Origin of the sequence: Sphingomonas trueperi, assembly GCF_011927635.1 — a bacterium.
GTDB lineage: Bacteria > Pseudomonadota > Alphaproteobacteria > Sphingomonadales > Sphingomonadaceae > Sphingomonas > Sphingomonas trueperi.
Map to the genome: position 1 here is coordinate 55725 of NZ_JAATJB010000012.1, position 16662 is coordinate 72386.

At 67.4% G+C, this 16662-nt stretch carries 18 protein-coding genes; 15 read left to right on the plus strand and 3 right to left on the minus strand.

Translation table 11 applies throughout. From position 1 onward, the window contains the following. Positions 1–122: 122 nt before the first annotated feature. The 3 genes from GGR89_RS16675 to GGR89_RS16685 are packed head-to-tail and all read right to left on the minus strand — an operon-like array spanning position 123 to position 4690. A complete protein-coding gene (locus GGR89_RS16675; protein ID WP_125977782.1) occupies positions 123–1907 on the minus strand; it encodes an AMP-dependent synthetase/ligase in 1785 nt (594 codons plus the stop codon). 47 nt (positions 1908–1954) lie between these two features. Further along, a complete protein-coding gene (ggt, locus tag GGR89_RS16680; protein WP_206434336.1) occupies positions 1955–3673 on the minus strand; it encodes a gamma-glutamyltransferase in 1719 nt (572 codons plus the stop codon). A 39-nt stretch (positions 3674–3712) separates the two neighbouring features. Beyond that, positions 3713–4690 (minus strand): quinone-dependent dihydroorotate dehydrogenase, encoded by a 978-nt coding sequence (locus tag GGR89_RS16685; RefSeq protein WP_241213114.1) that lies wholly within the window; start codon positions 4688–4690, stop codon positions 3713–3715. 304 nt (positions 4691–4994) lie between these two features. Here GGR89_RS16685 and GGR89_RS16690 point away from each other — a divergent pair, with 304 nt between their 5' ends. From GGR89_RS16690 to GGR89_RS16760, 15 genes are all read left to right on the plus strand, one after another. Continuing rightward, positions 4995–5861, plus strand: a complete 867-nt coding sequence (locus GGR89_RS16690; protein WP_241213115.1) for an AraC family transcriptional regulator — start codon at positions 4995–4997, stop codon at positions 5859–5861. Between the two features lie 43 nt (positions 5862–5904). Next, a complete protein-coding gene (locus GGR89_RS16695; protein WP_125977776.1) occupies positions 5905–6417 on the plus strand; it encodes an SUF system Fe-S cluster assembly regulator in 513 nt (170 codons plus the stop codon). After that, positions 6417–7880: a Fe-S cluster assembly protein SufB gene (sufB, locus tag GGR89_RS16700; protein WP_125977774.1), complete on the plus strand. Its 1464-nt coding sequence runs from the start codon at positions 6417–6419 to the stop codon at positions 7878–7880. Before GGR89_RS16695 ends, sufB begins: the two co-directional genes overlap by 1 nt. A 91-nt stretch (positions 7881–7971) precedes the next feature. Beyond that, the gene (locus GGR89_RS16705; protein WP_125977772.1) at positions 7972–8391 is read left to right on the plus strand and encodes a hypothetical protein; all 420 of its coding nucleotides are present in this window, start codon (positions 7972–7974) and stop codon (positions 8389–8391) included. 5 nt (positions 8392–8396) lie between these two features. After that, the gene (gene sufC / locus GGR89_RS16710) at positions 8397–9140 is read left to right on the plus strand and encodes a Fe-S cluster assembly ATPase SufC (protein WP_125977770.1); all 744 of its coding nucleotides are present in this window, start codon (positions 8397–8399) and stop codon (positions 9138–9140) included. Continuing rightward, entirely contained in the window at positions 9137–10219 is a 1083-nt protein-coding gene (locus GGR89_RS16715; RefSeq protein ID WP_206434335.1) for a SufB/SufD family protein, read from the plus strand. Before sufC ends, GGR89_RS16715 begins: the two co-directional genes overlap by 4 nt. Next, on the plus strand, positions 10216–11427 hold the full coding sequence (locus GGR89_RS16720) for a cysteine desulfurase (RefSeq protein WP_125977768.1): 1212 nt from the start codon (positions 10216–10218) through the stop codon (positions 11425–11427). Before GGR89_RS16715 ends, GGR89_RS16720 begins: the two co-directional genes overlap by 4 nt. Further along, positions 11424–11891 carry an SUF system Fe-S cluster assembly protein gene (locus tag GGR89_RS16725; protein WP_125977766.1) on the plus strand — a complete coding sequence of 156 codons (468 nt, stop codon included), beginning with the start codon at positions 11424–11426 and terminating at the stop codon, positions 11889–11891. The genes GGR89_RS16720 and GGR89_RS16725 overlap by 4 nt, the downstream gene beginning before the upstream one ends. A 140-nt stretch (positions 11892–12031) precedes the next feature. Beyond that, entirely contained in the window at positions 12032–12391 is a 360-nt protein-coding gene (locus GGR89_RS16730; RefSeq protein WP_167713012.1) for a HesB/IscA family protein, read from the plus strand. A gap of 208 nt (positions 12392–12599) precedes the next feature. After that, on the plus strand, positions 12600–13571 hold the full coding sequence (trhO, locus tag GGR89_RS16735; RefSeq protein ID WP_125976084.1) for an oxygen-dependent tRNA uridine(34) hydroxylase TrhO: 972 nt from the start codon (positions 12600–12602) through the stop codon (positions 13569–13571). 78 nt (positions 13572–13649) lie between these two features. Next, positions 13650–14225: a NifU family protein gene (locus GGR89_RS16740; protein ID WP_125976082.1), complete on the plus strand. Its 576-nt coding sequence runs from the start codon at positions 13650–13652 to the stop codon at positions 14223–14225. A gap of 47 nt (positions 14226–14272) precedes the next feature. Further along, positions 14273–14866 (plus strand): malonic semialdehyde reductase, encoded by a 594-nt coding sequence (locus tag GGR89_RS16745; protein WP_125976080.1) that lies wholly within the window; start codon positions 14273–14275, stop codon positions 14864–14866. A gap of 32 nt (positions 14867–14898) precedes the next feature. Beyond that, positions 14899–15540 (plus strand): tRNA (adenosine(37)-N6)-threonylcarbamoyltransferase complex dimerization subunit type 1 TsaB, encoded by a 642-nt coding sequence (tsaB, locus tag GGR89_RS16750; protein ID WP_125976078.1) that lies wholly within the window; start codon positions 14899–14901, stop codon positions 15538–15540. Continuing rightward, the gene (rimI, locus tag GGR89_RS16755) at positions 15537–16013 is read left to right on the plus strand and encodes a ribosomal protein S18-alanine N-acetyltransferase (RefSeq protein ID WP_125976076.1); all 477 of its coding nucleotides are present in this window, start codon (positions 15537–15539) and stop codon (positions 16011–16013) included. Before tsaB ends, rimI begins: the two co-directional genes overlap by 4 nt. Positions 16014–16123: 110 nt before the next feature. Further along, positions 16124–16540, plus strand: a complete 417-nt coding sequence (locus GGR89_RS16760) for a Ros/MucR family transcriptional regulator (RefSeq protein ID WP_064310290.1) — start codon at positions 16124–16126, stop codon at positions 16538–16540. The last annotated feature ends 122 nt before the right edge of the window (positions 16541–16662 follow it).

Below are 16662 nucleotides of genomic sequence, written 5' to 3' on the forward strand. Positions count from 1 at the left end.
GGCCGGGGCGTCCTGCCGGACGCTTCTCAACCCCGGCCGCTAGGCGTGCGCGATGACGCGGAAGCGACAATACCAAGACGGTTCGATGAAAATACCAATTCATACCCAAGTTGGACGGATGTTCAATAAAGCGCGTCGAGACGCTCCGCATAGACGGCTTTCAGCACGTGCCGCCGGATCTTCATGCTCGGCGTCAGCTGCTCGTTCTCGATGGTGAAGGCCTCGTCGGCGAGGATGAACTTGCGCACCCGCTCGATCACCGAAAGGTCGCGGTTTACCCGTTCCACCGCCGCGCCGATCGTCGCCTTGAAGTCGGCGTCGCGCGAGAGGTTGCGGAACTTGCACGGCGTCGCGGTCTTGGCGCAGAATTCCTGCACCCATTCGGGATCGGGGACGATCACCGCGGTCATGTAGGGCCGCTTGTCGCCATAGAGCATCGCCTGCAGGATCTCGGGCTGTAGCGTCAGCATGCCCTCGATCTTCTGGGGCGAGACATTGTCGCCCTTGTCGTTGACGATGATGTCCTTCTTGCGATCGGTGATCTTGATGCGGCCCTTGGCGTCGATCTCGCCGATGTCGCCGGTGTGGAGCCAGCCGTCCTTGAGCACCCGCTCGGTCTCAGCCTCGTTACGCCAATAGCCGTGCATCACCAGCTCGCCGCGCACCAGGATCTCGCCATCTTCGGCGATGCGGACCTCGACGTCGTCCATCGGGGGGCCGACCGTGTCCATCTTGAGACCCACCTTGGGCCGGTTGCACGAGATGACCGGCGCCGACTCGGTCTGGCCATAGCCCTGGAGGAAGGTGAGGCCGAGCGATTCGAAGAAGATGCCGACTTCGGGATTGAGCGGCGCGCCGCCCGAGACCAGCGCCTTGATCCGCCCGCCGAAGCGCTTGGCGAGCTTGGGCCGCAGCGTGGCGTTGAGCAGCAGGTTCATCGGCGCGTCGGCGATGCCGGACTTGCCCGCCGCCTTGCGCCCGCCGATCGCCACGGCCTTTTCCAGCAGGTAGGTGGCGAAGCTGCCCTGCTTCTCGACCTGCTTGGTGATGCGGGTGCGCAGCACCTCGAACAGCCGCGGCACGACGACCATGATGGTGGGGCGCACTTCCTCGATGTTCGAGGCGAGCTTTTCCAGCCCCTCCGAATAGTAGATCTGGCCGCCCAGCGCGATCGGGAAGAACTGGCCGCCGGTATGTTCATAGGCGTGCGAGAGGGGGAGGAAGGACAGGAACACCTCGTCCGCCCAGCCGAAATCCTCCGAAATGATCGCGGTGCAGCCCTGGCAATTGTGCAGGATCGCGCCGTGATGCTGCATCACCCCGCGCGGCGACCCGCCGGTGCCGCTGGTGTAGATGATGCAGGCCAGATCCTCGCGCTTGAACGTGGCGTGCGCGGCGGCGGTGGCGGCATCGGTGGCGTGCGCGGCGATCAGCTCGCGGAAGTCGTGGACCTCGAGGCTGCCCTGTTGCGCCAGTCGGACGTCGTCGATGCCGATCACGATCCGCCCTGCGGAGGATCGCAGCATCGCCGGCAGCAGCGTCTTGGCGAGTTTGGTGTTCGAGACGATCACCGCGCAGGCGCCGCTGTTTTCCAGGATATGCTGGTGATCGCGCTCGGTATTGGTGGTGTAGGTGGGGACGGTGACGCAACCCGCCGCCATGATCGCGAGGTCGCTGATGCAGAATTCGGGGCGGTTCTCGGAAACGAGCATCACCCGGTCGCCGGGCTTGAGCCCCAGCGCCTTGAGCGCGGTGGCGAGGCTCGCCACCTGGCGCGCCGCCTCGGCCCAGCTGGTCGGGTCCCAGGAGCCGCCGGCCTTGTGCCAGAGGAACGGCGCGTCCCCCTTCTCCGCGGCCCGCGTGAGGAACATCGTCACCAGATTATCGAAACGTTCGAGCTTGCGCATTCCTACTCCCCCTGCAGGCGCCCCATCTTATCCTTGAGCGTCCCGCGTCATTCCGACGGGCGGTTGGTCTTGGCACCCACCCGCTGTATAACCGTTACCGAGCCGTCCTGATCCATTGCCACCCCTTCGCTGCGCGGATCGGCGGCGCCCACCCAGCGCCCGCCCACGCGCTCGATCGCATTGGCCTTGAGGCCCATCGGAGCAGCACGGACGTCCTCGCCCAGCGCGCGTAGCACAGGCAGCATCGCGTCAAGCTGGGTACCCTGCTCGGCGATCGCGGTTTTGCCCGGCGCGTAAAGCAGGCCGAGGCCGATCGCGTCCTGCGCGGAGAGCTTCCAGTCCACGACGCCGATGATCGCCTTGGCCACCTGCGCGATGATCGTGGAGCCACCCGCCGCGCCGACCGCGAGGCGGACCTTGCCGTCGGGGCCGAACACGATCGTCGGTGCCATCGAGCTGCGCGGCCGCTTGCCGCCCTCGACCCGGTTGGCCACCAGATACCCGTTCTTCACCGGCACGGTGTCGAAATCGGTCAATTGGTTGTTGAGGATCATGCCGTCGACCGTCAGGCCTGAGCCGAACGGCCCTTCCACCGTGGTGGTGACTTCGACGACATTTCCCGCCCCGTCGGTCACCGCCAGGTCGGTGGTGCCGGCGACTTCCTGCACCTTGGCCATCACGCGCTTCGGCGCGCCCGGCGGCGTGCCCGCGGCGATGCTGGTCATCGTCCTGGCGGGGTCGATCAACTTGGAGCGGCTGGCGATATAGCGGCGGTCGAGCAGCCCCTTCAGCGGTACGGCCACGAAATCCGGATCGCCGAGATACAGGTCGCGATCGGCATAAGCGAGCCGCGAGCTTTCGGCGAACAGGTGCCAGGCGGTGGCCGAGTCCTTGCCCAGGCGCCCCATGTCGAAGCGTTCGAGCTGCGCCAGGATCATCAGCACGGTGATTCCGCCCGAGGAGGGCGGGCCCATCGAGCAGATCTTGTACCCGCGATAGCGCCCGCACAGCACCGGTCGTGCCTTGGCGTCGTACGCCGCGAGGTCGCCGGTGGTCATCTTCGAAGGATTGCGCGCCGCGCCGTTCACCGCCGCGACCAGCTTGGCGGCCTGCGGACCGACATAGAAACTGTCGGGCCCCTGGCTTGCGATGCGCTCGAGCAGCGCGGCCTGCTCCGGGTTGCGCACGGTGGTGCCCGCGGGCAGCGGCTTGCCGTCGGCGCCGAAGAACAGCGCGCGATAGGCGGGATCGACATGGCCGGAGAATTGGGTGAGCGAATTGTTCATCCGCGGGCTCAGCACGAAGCCGTCGCGGGCGAGGCGGATGGCGGGGGCGAACAGCTTGGCCCAGGCGAGCTTGCCCGAACGGCGATGCGCCAGCGCCATTGCCCGCACCGCCCCCGGCACGCCGACGCTGCGCCCGCCGGGCACCGCGGCGAAGTGGCTGAGCGGTTTGCCGGCGGCGTCGTAGAACCAATGGTCGTCGGCGGCCATCGGCGCGGTCTCGCGGCCGTCCACCGTGGTCATCGCCTTGGTCCTGGCATCGTAGAGCACCAGGAAGCTGCCGCCGCCGAGGCCCGAGCTCTGCGGCTCGACCACGCCCAGCGCCAGCATCGTCGCGATCGCCGCATCGGTGGCGCTGCCGCCCGCGCGCAGGATCTCGACGCCCGCCGCCGCCGCGCGGGGATCGGCGGCGCTCACCATGCCCTGGGCATGGGCGAGCAGCGGCGTGAACAGCAGGAGGAGCAGCGCGACCGTTTTTCTCATGGACCTAGGCGTAGCGCGCTTTGCCCCGGAGGCAAGCCGTCAGGCGAGCGCCCGCGCGATGCTGCGTGCCAGACCGGTCCCGCGATAGAGCAGCGCCGAATAGACCTGCACCAGCACCGCACCCGCCTCGATCCGGCGCTTGGCCTCGTCCGGCCCGTCGATGCCGCCCGCCGAAATCAGCGGCAGCTGCTCGCCCGAGATTTCGCGCGCCTCGATCAGCTTGGCGCGGGCGAGGTCCTTTAGCGGCTTGCCCGAAAGCCCGCCGGCCTCGCCGGCATGGGCCGAGGCGAGGGGCGGGCGGGAGATGGTGGTGTTGGAGACGATCAGCGCGTCGACATGATGATCGATCGCCGCGCGCACCGCGCCTTCCAGCCCGGCGCGATCCAGATCGGGCGCGACCTTGAGGAACAGCGGCGTGGTGCCGCGCGCCGCATGCGCGGCCGCCAGCAATTCGTCGAGCGCAGGCCGCGACTGGAGATCGCGCAGGCTTGGCGTGTTGGGCGAGCTGACGTTGATCGTGATATAGTCGGCATGGCGCGCCGCCTTGGTGACGCCCAGGGCGTAATCGGCGACGCGGTCGGTCGAATCCTTGTTGGCACCGACATTGATGCCGAGGATGCCGGGCCGCTGCTTCAGCCGCGCGATTCGCGCCAGCGCGGCGTCGATCCCGTTATTGTTGAAGCCCATGCGGTTGATCACCGCCTCGTCCTCGACCAGCCGGAACAGGCGGGGCTTGGGATTGCCGGGTTGCGGTCTGGGGGTGAGCGTGCCGATTTCGACCGCGCCGAAGCCCAGTCCGAACAGGCCGGCGATCGCCTCGGCATCCTTGTCGAGCCCCGCGGCGAGCCCGACCCGATTGGGGAAGCTCAGCCCTGCCAGCGTCACCGGCGCCGCCGACTCGGGGCCGCCACCGAAGGGTGCGCCCGCGCCGCCCCACAGAGCCAGCGCGCGAATCGCCGCGCGATGTGCCCGCTCCGGATCGAGCGTGAAGACCAGGTTGCGAAGAATCTTGCCCATGAAAGCGCTCATGCATCGCAAGGCAAACGTCGTCAAAGGCTGGAATGTCGATTCCGTACAATACCGTGCCTCTCGAATCGGGTAGAGCATCCCTGCGACCCGAGGGGTTCCGCTTAACGGGGGGAACCCTTTCCTTTGGGCCCGGCCGGGCAACCGGCCGGGCCTCTTTTCCGTTGCGCTTTCCGCGCAGCCATGCTCCAGCTGTGCGACGAACCGAAGCACAGGGGAACAGCGTCGCATGCGTGGCGCCGAAGAGGGCCAGGTTGCAATTGCCGCGCGCCGTGGCGCGGGGGCGGGCCAGCCTTTGAACATTCGCTTTCAGCCGTCCACCGGGCGGCTGATACCGCATGTCGAAAGCTTTTATCTCGCTCATATCGATGCGCCGTGCATCGAGGGCGTCGAGCGCGTCGATCTCGGCCAGTGGCGCTTCTGCCTGGAGGGCGATGGTACCGTCCATTTCCCGGACGCGCATAGCGAGACAACGCTGCCGGTGATGGTCAACGGCCCCGGCACCGCGCACTGGACCTATCGGATCCAGGGCCCCTTCCGCTGCTTCGGCATTTCCTTGCGCGGCATCGGCTGGCGCACTTTGGTGGGCCGCCCGGCGGACCAGGTGGCCGATCGGCTGGTGGACGGCGGCGAGATCTTTGGGCCGGAGGTGCATGCGCTGCATGCCGAACTCCGCACGCTCGATACGCTGGAAGCGATGGTCGCCGCGGTCGAGCCCTTCCTGCTGCGCCGGATCGACGCCGCGCGGCGCGTGCCCAAGGCACATATCGCCTTCCTTCGGATTGTGCGCGAATGGGCGGCCTCGGGCGATCCGACGATCGATGCGCTGTACGACGCGATGGAGGCCGAAACCGGCATGGGGCAGCGCCAGGTCCAGCGGCTGTGCAAGGAATATTTCGCCGGGCCGCCCAACCATCTGCGCCGCAAGTTTCGCGCGATCGGCGCCGCGATGCGCATCCACCAGGGCGCGCCCCTCGCCGAAGTGATGGCGCCCTTTGCCGACCAGTCGCACATGATCAACGAGATCAAGCATTTCACCGGCCAGACGCCGGGGTTGCTGCGCGACGGCATCGATCCGGTGCTCGCTGCGACGCTGGAGAACGAGAAGTTCCACTTTCTCCCCGATGTGATCCCCGAGACGGTTGACCTCGGCGGCCGCTAGGCCCACATGCCCAATCGGATCAACTTTGTCCGATTGGGAGTCGATGCGTCTTTCGAGCCTTGCCGACTATGCCGTGGTGATGCTGGCCGCTGCTGCGCGCCATTGCGGCGCGTCGTGCCGGCTCAACGCGACGCTGCTGGCGAACGAGACCGGCCTGCCGCTGCCGACGGTGCAGAAGCTGGTGAGCAAGCTTTCCGCCGCCGGCCTGATCGAAAGCGCCCGCGGCACCGGCGGCGGCTTCCGCCTCGCCCGGCCGCCCGCGGCGATCAGCCTTGCCGAGATCGTCGAGGCGATCGAGGGACCGATCGCGCTGACCGTGTGCGTCGACTCGGCGCGGCATGATTGCGCCGTGGAAGGAAACTGCCGGGTGAAGCCGCATTGGGGCGTGGTGAGCGATGCGGTGCGTTCGGCGCTCGCCCAGGTCAGCCTCGCCAGCCTCGCTACGCCTCCGGTGCTTGCAGCCCCGGCAATGCCGGTGCATGGGCTCGCGCCTTCCACCTCCGACCTTTCTTCTCCTTCTCCGGTGCTCGCCGGGGAAAGCCAGGTATCTTTCTGATGGCCACCAAGAATGCCGAGGCGCTCGCCGCCGCGAACAAGAAGTACGAATGGGGCTTCGCCTCGGACGTCGAACAGGAGTTCGCGCCCAAGGGGCTGAGCGAGGATACCGTCCGGTATATCTCCGCCAAGAAGAACGAGCCCGAGTGGATGCTCGACTGGCGCTTGAAGGCGTTCCGCCTGTGGCAGACGCTGGAGGCGCCGGACTGGGCCAAGCTCAACGTGCCGCCGATCGACTATCAGGACGCGTATTATTACGCCGAGCCCAAGCAGAAGAAGACGATCACCAGCCTCGACGAGCTCGATCCGGAAATCCGCCGGACCTATGAGAAGCTCGGTATTCCGATCGAGGAGCAGAAGGTGCTCGCGGGCGTCGAGGGCGCGCGCAAGGTCGCGGTCGATGCGGTGTTCGACTCGGTGTCGGTCGCCACGACCTTCCGCGCCGAGCTCAAGGCGGCGGGGGTCATCTTCCTGTCGATCAGCGAGGCGATCCGCGAATATCCCGAGCTGATCCAGAAGTGGCTCGGCAAGGTGGTGCCGCAGCGCGACAACTATTTCGCCACGCTCAACAGCGCGGTCTTCTCCGACGGCACCTTCGTCTATGTGCCGGAGGGCGTGCGCTGCCCGATGGAGCTCTCCACCTATTTCCGCATCAACGCCGAGAATACCGGCCAGTTCGAGCGGACGCTGATCGTCGCCGACAAGGGGGCGTATGTGTCCTATCTCGAAGGCTGCACCGCGCCGATGCGCGACGAGAATCAGCTGCACGCTGCCGTCGTTGAGCTGGTCGCGCTCGACGATGCCGAGATCAAATATTCGACCGTCCAGAACTGGTATCCGGGCGACGAGAACGGCGTGGGCGGCATCTACAATTTCGTCACCAAGCGGGCGCTGTGCCAGGGGCGCAACTCCAAGGTGAGCTGGACCCAGGTCGAAACCGGATCGGCGATCACCTGGAAATATCCGAGCTGCGTGCTCGCGGGCGAGAATTCGGTCGGCGAATTCTATTCGGTGGCGGTGACCAACAACCGCCAGCAGGCCGATACCGGCACCAAGATGATCCATCTCGGCAAGGGCAGCCGCTCGACCATCGTGTCGAAGGGCATCTCGGCCGGGCGCAGCGACAACACCTATCGCGGGCTGGTCCGCGTGGCGGCGAGCGCGGAGAATGTCCGCAACTTCACCCAGTGCGACTCGCTGCTGCTCGGCGACCAGTGCGGCGCACACACCGTGCCGTATATCGAGGTGAAGAACCCGAGCGCCCAGATCGAGCATGAGGCGACCACCAGCAAGATCAGCGACGACCAGCTGTTCTACGCGCTCCAGCGCGGGCTGGACCAGGAGGCCGCCGTGGCGCTGATCGTCAACGGCTTCGCGCGCGAAGTGCTGCAGCAGCTGCCGATGGAGTTCGCTGTCGAGGCGCAGAAGCTGCTCGGGATTTCGCTCGAAGGTTCGGTGGGATGATTCGTCCCGCCGCCCCCGCTCAGCCTGCGCTCATCTCGGCTGACGTATCGACGACGCAGGGCCGCGTTCCGGGCCCGCAGGAGTATCGTGCATGTTGAACGCCCTTCTTGCCGCAGCCTTCGCCCTTCAGGGCGGCGTCGCGATCGACAGCGCGGCCCAGTTCGGCGCGGCGACCAACCACGCGCGCTGCATCGTCCGCGCGATCGGCACCGCGCCGGCGGACGCGGGCGCGCGCGCGACCAAGGTCGCCGGCGCGATCAAGCAGTGCCGCGACTTTCTCGATTCCGATTTCCAGGCCGGTCGTCTATTGCTCAACGACCGGCCCTACCAGCCGAGCGCCTGGCGCAAGCTGACCCCGGTGCTCGACAGGATCGAGGCCGACATCAAGGCCAGCGTCACCGCGCCCAAGCAGTACAAGATCATGTGGAAGCTGCCCGACGGCTCGCTGGTCGATGCCTATGACGCGGGCGCCCAGCCCAAGACCCTCTCTCTCGTGACCGTGGCGATCTAAACCCCATGCTGAACATCCAGAACCTGCACGCCGAAGTCGACGGCAAGGAAATCCTCAAGGGCCTCACCCTGTCGCTCAACGCGGGCGAAGTGCACGCGATCATGGGCCCGAACGGCGCCGGCAAGTCGACGCTGGGCTACGTCCTGGGTGGCCGCAACGGCTACGAGGCGACCAGCGGCAGCGTGACCTTCGACGGGCAGGATCTGTTGGAACTCGAACCGCACGAGCGCGCCGCCGCCGGCCTGTTCCTCGGCTTCCAGTATCCCGTTGAAATCCCCGGCGTATCGAACGTCCAGTTCCTGCGCGAGGCGGCCAATGCCCAGCGCCGCCACCGCGGCGAGGCCCCGCTCTCGGGTGCCGAGTTCCTCAAGCTGGCGCGCGCCCAGGCGGCGGCGCTCGGCATGGATGCGGAGATGCTCAAGCGGCCGGTGAATGTCGGCTTCTCGGGCGGCGAGAAGAAGCGGAATGAGATGGTGCAGATGGGCATCCTCAACCCCAAGCTCGCCATCCTCGACGAGACCGACAGCGGCCTCGACATCGATGCGCTGAAGGCGGTGGGCGAGGGCATCAACCGCATCATGCGCGCGCCCGACAAGGCGGTGCTGCTGATCACCCATTATCAGCGCCTGCTCGATTACGTGAAGCCGGACTTCGTCCATGTGCTGTTCGATGGCCGCATCGTCCGCTCGGGCGGGCCGGAACTGGCGCTCGAACTCGAGCGCGAAGGCTATGGAGCGCTGGCGGCGTGACCGTGCTCGATCTTCCCACGAAGAAGGCGGAGGCGTGGCGCTGGTCCGACATGGACGCGCTTCGCGCTTCGGCCGAGAGCCCGCAGGCACCGGCAGGCATCGACCCGGCGGACCTGTTCCTCGACATCGAGGGCCCGCGGCTGTGCTTCGTCGACGGCGTGTTCGAGCCTGCGCATAGCCGTCCGGGGCCGGTGGAAGTCACCCGCCAGATCGCCGCGACCGACCATCCGCTCGGCAGCCTGGCGATCGGCGAGGGCTGGGCGCTGCACCTCGGTCCCGAACATGCCGCGACCTGCATCCAGATCGTCCATCTCGGCACCGGCGGCGAGAATCACGTGCCTGCGCGCATCCTGCTCGCCGACGATGCCGTGGCGACCGTGGTCGAGACCTTTGCCGGCACCGGCTGGGCGAACCGGCTGACCGCGATCGCGCTCGGCAAGGGCGCGCGGCTGATGCGCTCGGTGCGGCTGGTCCAGACCGGCGGCTTCGTCTCGATCCGCGACGAGGCGGAAGTGGGCGAGGCGGCGAGCCTCGTCTCGATCTTCCTCGGCGCCGGCGGCATGGGCAGCCGGATCGATGGCGCGCTGACCCTCACCGGCAAGGGCGCCTTTGCCGAGATGGGCGGCGCGCTGCTCACCAGCGGCACGCAGCGGCAGGAAGCTGCGGTTGCGGTGCGCCACGAGCAGGTCGAGGGCAGCTCGCGCCAGATCTGGCACGCGGTGGCCGCCGACCAGTCGGTGGCGAGCCTCGCCGCGCGGGTGGAAGTCGCCCGAGGGGCCCAGCAGACCGACGGCGAACAGTCGCTGCGCGGACTGCTGCTCCAGCGCACCGCGACGGTAAACCTCAAGCCCGAACTCGAAATCTTCGCCGACGACGTAAAGTGCGCGCATGGCGCGACGGTCGGCGAACTCGATCGCAATGCGCTGTTCTACCTGCAGAGCCGGGGCATCGAGGAACCACAGGCCAAGGCGCTGCTGACCCACGCCTTTGTCGCGGACGCGCTGGCGCGGATCGGCGAGGAGCCGGTGCGGGAGGCGTTCGCGGCGGATGCGGCCAAGTGGCTGGAGGCGGCGCTGTGAGCGTACTGGCCACCACCGCCCCGCTCGACGTCCTCGCGGACTTCCCCGCGATCCCGGCGGGCTGGGCCTATCTCGACACCGCCGCCACCTCGCAAAAGCCTCGCCCGGTGCTCGACGCGATCGCGCGCGGCTATGGTGAGACCTATGCGACCGTCCATCGCGGGGTGTACCAGCGCTCGGCCGACATGACGCTCGCCTTCGAGGCGGCGCGGGCGCGGGTGGCGAAGTTCATCGGCGGCAAGCCGCAGGAAGTGGTGTTCGTCCGCGGCGCGACCGAGGGGATCAACCTTGTCGCTGAGTGCTACGCCGCCACCCAGCTCGAGGCCGGCGACCGCATCCTGCTCTCCGCGCTCGAGCATCATTCGAATATCGTACCCTGGCAGATGGCCGCCGAGAAGATCGGCGCGCAGATCGATGTGGTGCCGCTAACCGACGATCACCGCATCGATCTCGACGCGATGGCCGCGATGCTGACCGACCGGCACAAGCTGGTCGCGCTCGCCCATGTCTCGAACGTGCTCGGCTCGGTGCTCGATGTGAAGCGCGCGACCGAGCTGGCGCGCGGCGTCGGCGCCAAGATCCTGATCGACGGCTGCCAGGCGGTCGCCCGGCTGCCGGTGAACGTCGCCGAGCTCGGCTGCGACTTCTACGTCTTCTCCGGCCACAAGCTCTACGGCCCGACCGGCATCGGCGTGCTGTGGGGTCGGTACGAGCTGCTCGACGCGATGCCCCCCTATCAGGGCGGCGGATCGATGATCGACCGGGTGACCTTCGCCAAGACCACCTACGCACCGCCGCCGGGCCGCTTCGAGGCGGGCACCCCGCACATCGTCGGCGTGGTCGGGCTGCATGCGGCCATCGACTATGTGGACGGCATCGGGCTCGACCGCATCCACGCGCACGAAACCGCGCTCGTAATTGAGACGCGCGCGGCGCTCGCGGGGATCAACAGCGTGCGGCTGTTCGGTCCCGCGGACAGCGCGGGCATCGTCAGCTTCGCGGTGGAGGGCGTGCACCCGCACGACGTCGCGACGATCCTCGACGAGGGCAATGTCGCAATCCGCGCCGGGCATCACTGCGCGCAGCCGCTGATGGAGCTGCTGGAGGTCCCCGCCACCGCGCGGGCGAGCTTCGGCGTGTATAACGGGCCGGCCGATGTGGCCGCGCTCGTCAAGGGTATCGAACGAGTGACGAGGATCTTCGGATGAACGAAGAACGCAGGATCGTGGTGGAAGAGGTCGAGGCCGTCGAGGCGCCGCCCAAGGCGCGCGTCGACGATGCGGTCGAGCCCGCCGCCGAGCGCAAGCGCGACTATCTCTCCGGTTTCCTTTCGCAGAAGCCCGCCGAGCCCGGCGCCGGCGAGCCGGGCGGACCGCTGTACGAGGCGGTGATCGACGCGCTCAAGGAGATTTACGATCCGGAAATCCCGGTCAATCTCTATGACCTCGGGCTGATCTACGGCGTCGACATCACCGCAAACGGCCATGCCGCGATCACCATGACGCTGACCACGCCGCATTGTCCGGTAGCGGAGTCGATGCCGGGCGAAGTCGAGCTCCGTGTAAGCGCGGTGCCGGGCATCGCCACGGCCGACGTCAACCTCGTCTGGGATCCGCCCTGGGACCCGCAGAAGATGAGCGACGAGGCGAAGCTGGAACTGGGGATGTTGTAATTTCTAGCCCCTTCCCGCGTGCGGGAGGGGGTTGGGGGTGGGCCCCCGGCACCCAATATCCGGAGCGCTCGCGGAGAGCGGGCGCCCACCCCTCGGTCCCCTCCCGCGCGCGGGAGGGGAAGAAGGTTAGAAGACAGACGATGACCACCGTGACCACCCCCCGCCAGCGCCCCGCCGCGCTGCTCCTCACCCCCGCCGCCGAGGCGCGCATCGCCGCGCTGATGGCGAAGGCGCCGGAAGGCACGGTCGGCGTCAAGCTCTCCACCCCGCGCCGCGGCTGCTCGGGGCTGGCCTATTCGGTCGACTATGTCGCCGAGGCCAAGCCGCTGGACGAGAAGATCGAAACCCCCGGCGGCACCTTCTTCGTTGACGGCGCCTCGGTGCTCTACCTGATCGGCTCTACGATGGATTGGGTGGAGGATGATTTCACCGCCGGCTTCGTGTTCACCAACCCCAATGCCAAGGGCACCTGCGGCTGCGGCGAAAGCTTCATGGTCTGATACCGGGCTCAGACGGAGGAGAGGGCTGTACTTTCAACCCTCCGCGTCACCTCGGCGAAAGCCGGGGTCCATTGGGGTCTCCGTCCCGGCTCTTTCGCCGGCCGAGTGGCGAATGGATCCCGGCTTCCGCCGGGATGACGGCTGAAGCTGAGGGAACTGCCGTCACCGCCCTTGGTAAAATCGCGTTGGCTGGAGTAGATCCGCCGAAATGACGAAAGCTTCGGACGATGCCGCGCTGCCGATCCGCGTGGCGGCGCTCTACCAATTTACCCGGTTCGACGATCCGGCGGCGCTGCAGGGCCCGCTGGCCAAGCTCTGCTGTTCGCAGGGCGCGAAAGGCACGCTGCTGCTCGCGCGCGAGGGCGTGAACGGCACGATCGCGGGCAGCGACGATGCGATCGCGGCGGTGGTCGACCATATCCGCGCGCTGCCGGGCTGCGCCGGGCTCGACGTGAAATACGCCCGCGCTGCCGAGCAGCCCTTCTACCGGATGAAGGTGCGCCTGAAGCGCGAGATCGTGACGATGGGCCAGCCGGACATCGATCCGCTGGCGAGCGTCGGCACCTATGTCGCGCCCGAGGACTGGAACGCGCTGATCGCCGATCCGAACACGATTCTGATCGATACGCGCAACGATTACGAGGTCGCCGCCGGCACCTTCCGCGGCGCGATCGACCCGCGCACCAGGAGCTTCCGCGACTTCCCCGACTGGTTCCGCGCGCACCGCGAGGAACTGCTCGGCAAGGGCGAGACGCCGCCCAAGGTCGCGATGTTCTGCACCGGCGGCATCCGCTGCGAGAAGTCGACGGCCTTCCTCAAGTCCGAGGGGATCGAGCAGGTGTTCCACCTCAAGGGCGGCATCCTCAACTATCTGGAAAAGGTGCCCGAAGCGCAGAGCCTGTGGGACGGCGAATGCTTCGTGTTCGACCAGCGTGTGACCGTGGGCCACGGCCTCGCGCCCGGCAGCTACGCACTCTGCCACGCCTGCCGCCGCCCGGTCAGTGCCGAGGATCGCCGTTCGCCGCGCTATGAGGCGGGGGTGAGCTGCGCCGCGTGCTACGACGAGCGCAGCAACGAAGACCGCGAACGCTACCGCGAACGTCACCGCCAGGAGCGCCTGGCGGCCATCCGCGGCGAGCCGCATGTCGGCAAGGTCTATCCCGCCGACCCCGACGCATGAGCGGAACTTCAGCGCCGGCAACACAGGGTTTCCCGCGCGCGGCTTGATCCTGCGCAAGGACGCGCCCATGTGGGCGGCATGCTGATCGAGACCGAAGCCACCCCCAACCCCGCCACGCTCAAGTTCCTGCCCGGCAGGATCGTGATGGAGGCGGGCACCCGCGACTTCGCCAGCCCCGAGGAGGCGGAAGCCTCGCCGCTTGCCACCGCGCTGTTCGCACTGGGCGACGTGACCGGGGTGTTCTTCGGCCGCGACTTCATCTCGGTGACCGCCGCGCCGGGCGTCGAGTGGCTGAGCCTCAAGCCCGACGTGCTCGGCATCCTGCTCGACCATTTCTCGGCCAACATGCCGCTGTTCATGGCAGGCTCGGCCGCCGGCTTCAGCGTGCCGCCCGAGAGCGCCGATTTCGGCGACAATCCCGAGGATGCCGACATCGTCGCGCAGATTCGCGAGCTGATCGACACCCGCATCCGCCCTGCGGTCGCCAATGACGGCGGCGACATCGTCTATCGCGGGTTCAACGAGGGCAAGGTGTTCCTCCAGATGCAGGGCGCCTGCTCGGGCTGCCCTTCGTCCACCGCGACGCTGAAGAACGGGATCGAGCAGCTGCTCAAATATTACGTTCCCGAAGTCACCGAGGTGCGCGCGATCTGATCGCGCACCCGCTTCCCGCCCCCCCAAGCATGAAAGGATCGCAGGCCATGGGCCAGCCGCTGAACGACGTCGCCCTCGACACGATCTTCCGCACCGCGCGGACCTTCAACGGCTATACCGACGCTCCGGTGACCCAGGCCGATATCGAGGCGATGTACGACCTGCTGAAGATGGGGCCGACGTCGGTCAACCAGCAGTCGGCGCGGTTCGTCTGGGTGCTGAGTCAGGAAGCCAAGGACAAGCTCGCTAGCCTGTCGAGCGGCAGCAATGCCGAGAAGATCCGCAAGGCGCCCGCCAGCGTCATCATCGGCTACGACATCAACTTCCACGAGCATCTGCCGGCATTCTTCCCGCACGCGCCCGAGGCGAAGAACTGGTTCCCGACCGAGGAAGGTCGCCGCGAACAGGCGTTCCGCAACTCCTCGCTGCAGGGTGCCTATTTCATCATTGCCGCGCGCGCGCTGGGCTTCGATACCGGCCCGATGTCGGGGTTCGACAATGCCAAGGTTGACGAGGCGTTTTTCGCCGATCAGCCGGGCGTGAAATCGAATTTCATTTCCACGCTCGGCGTCGGTGATCCTTCGAGCCTTCATGCGCGGTCGCCGCGTCCGGCATTCGATCAGTTCAACCGGGTGATTTGACCTGTACCCAGTTCTATGGCTAGCGCGGGGCGATGGCTGAAGCCCCGCGACTGCTCGTGATCGAAACCGCCACTGCCGCCTGTTCGGTGGCCTTGCTGGCGGATGGAGCCGTTCTTGCCGAACGGCACGAACTGGTCGGCCGCGGCCATGCCGAGCGGCTGATCCCGATGATCGGCGAGCTGCCCGGCGGCGGCCGCGCCGATGCGATTCTGGTCGATGTCGGCCCCGGGAGCTTTACCGGGGTGCGCGTGGGCCTCGCCGCCGCGCGAGGCCTGGCGATCGGCTGGGGGGTGCCGGTACACGGCTATTCCTCGCTCGCCCTGATCGCCGCCGCCGGGTTCGCCGGCGACCCCGCGCTCGCCCGGCTGTCGGTGGTGCTCGAAGGCGGGCACGGCGAAGTCTTCGTCCAGCATTTCGCGACGCCGCTGGTCGACACCGCGCCGCTTGCCTCCCTGCCGCCCGAAGCTGCGCTTGCCGCGCTCGACGGCCGCGCCGCATTCGGCAGCGGCGTCCGGCGCCTCGCAGCACTGGCCGAGGGGCTGGACCTGCGCGAGGCGCTCCCCCGCGCCGCCGACGCGGTGCTGCTCCCGCCCGATTTCGCCTTGCTGCCGCCGCGCCCGCTCTATGGCCGCGGTCCCGACGCCAAGACGCTCGCCGAGCGGGGGCTCGCATGAGCGCCGCGCCCCAGCCGATCGAGCTGCGCGAGGGCGGGGTGCACGACCTGATCCCGGTTAACCGGATCATGCAGTCGGCCTTCGATCCCGAATTCGGCGAAGCCTGGACCCAGTCGCAATGCGTGGGGATGATGGCGCTTTCGGGCGTGTGGCTCGTCGTCGCGAGCATCGGCGGGCGCGACGTCGGCTTCGCGATGGCGCGGGCGATGCTCGACGAGGCCGAGCTGTTGTTGCTGGCGACCAGTCCCGGTGCGCGGGGACTTGGCGTGGGCGGAGCGTTGTTGCGCGCGGTGATCGCGGAGTCGCGCAATCGTGGGGCGACCAAGCTCCATCTCGAAGTCCGCGCAGGCAATGAAGCGATCCGCCTCTATCACCGCGAGGGTTTCGAGAAGATCGGCGAACGTCGTGGCTATTATCGCGGTACTAGTGGGCTGGCGCTCGATGCTCTCACTTTGGCACGTCCGCTTGCATAAAAATTACAACCATTGCGACGTTGATCTCTTGCCAATCACCAAGCTTCGCACGATAGGACGCTGCAGGCGACATCCAGAATAGTCGCCATGAACGGGTCGAAAGGAATATCATGGAAGCTTCATCTGAAATTCAGGAAACCCTGATCGCGCTGACCGCCGATATTGTCGCTGCGCATGTCAGCAACAACAGCGTCGCCGTGTCGGACCTGCCGCAGCTGATCCAGAACGTGCATGGCGCGCTCACCGGTCTCGGCACCGTGCAGCCGGAGCCGGAAGTGAAGCAGGAGCCGGCGGTTTCGGTGCGCGCTTCGGTGAAGCCCGACTACATCGTCTGCCTCGAGGACGGTAAGAAGCTGAAGATGCTCAAGCGTCACCTGATGACCCATTATCAGATGACCCCGGAACAGTATCGCGCCAAGTGGAACCTGCCGGCCGACTATCCGATGGTCGCTCCGAACTATGCCGAGCAGCGCCGCAGCCTGGCGAAGAAGATCGGCCTCGGCACCAAGCGTCGCAAGACCCGCTGATCGCCATTCCCAGGATGGACTTCGAAGCGCCGGCCCGGGCCCCGTCCGCGGCCGGCGTTTTCGCATTCGCTCGATTAGGATGAGCGAGCCGCTTGCCCTTTTCCGATGACGTCAATGGCGCT

Coding starts and splice junctions, on each gene's coding strand:
- GGR89_RS16675 (WP_125977782.1), bottom strand. CDS start 1,907: ATGCGCAAGCTCGAACGTTTCGATAATCTGGTGACGATGTTCCTCACG.
- ggt (WP_206434336.1), bottom strand. CDS start 3,673: ATGAGAAAAACGGTCGCGCTGCTCCTCCTGCTGTTCACGCCGCTGCTC.
- GGR89_RS16685 (WP_241213114.1), bottom strand. CDS start 4,690: ATGGGCAAGATTCTTCGCAACCTGGTCTTCACGCTCGATCCGGAGCGG.
- GGR89_RS16695 (WP_125977776.1), top strand. CDS start 5,905: ATGCGTCTTTCGAGCCTTGCCGACTATGCCGTGGTGATGCTGGCCGCT.
- sufB (WP_125977774.1), top strand. CDS start 6,417: ATGGCCACCAAGAATGCCGAGGCGCTCGCCGCCGCGAACAAGAAGTAC.
- GGR89_RS16705 (WP_125977772.1), top strand. CDS start 7,972: ATGTTGAACGCCCTTCTTGCCGCAGCCTTCGCCCTTCAGGGCGGCGTC.
- sufC (WP_125977770.1), top strand. CDS start 8,397: ATGCTGAACATCCAGAACCTGCACGCCGAAGTCGACGGCAAGGAAATC.
- GGR89_RS16725 (WP_125977766.1), top strand. CDS start 11,424: ATGAACGAAGAACGCAGGATCGTGGTGGAAGAGGTCGAGGCCGTCGAG.
- GGR89_RS16730 (WP_167713012.1), top strand. CDS start 12,032: ATGACCACCGTGACCACCCCCCGCCAGCGCCCCGCCGCGCTGCTCCTC.
- trhO (WP_125976084.1), top strand. CDS start 12,600: ATGACGAAAGCTTCGGACGATGCCGCGCTGCCGATCCGCGTGGCGGCG.
- GGR89_RS16740 (WP_125976082.1), top strand. CDS start 13,650: ATGCTGATCGAGACCGAAGCCACCCCCAACCCCGCCACGCTCAAGTTC.
- GGR89_RS16745 (WP_125976080.1), top strand. CDS start 14,273: ATGGGCCAGCCGCTGAACGACGTCGCCCTCGACACGATCTTCCGCACC.
- tsaB (WP_125976078.1), top strand. CDS start 14,899: ATGGCTGAAGCCCCGCGACTGCTCGTGATCGAAACCGCCACTGCCGCC.
- rimI (WP_125976076.1), top strand. CDS start 15,537: ATGAGCGCCGCGCCCCAGCCGATCGAGCTGCGCGAGGGCGGGGTGCAC.
- GGR89_RS16760 (WP_064310290.1), top strand. CDS start 16,124: ATGGAAGCTTCATCTGAAATTCAGGAAACCCTGATCGCGCTGACCGCC.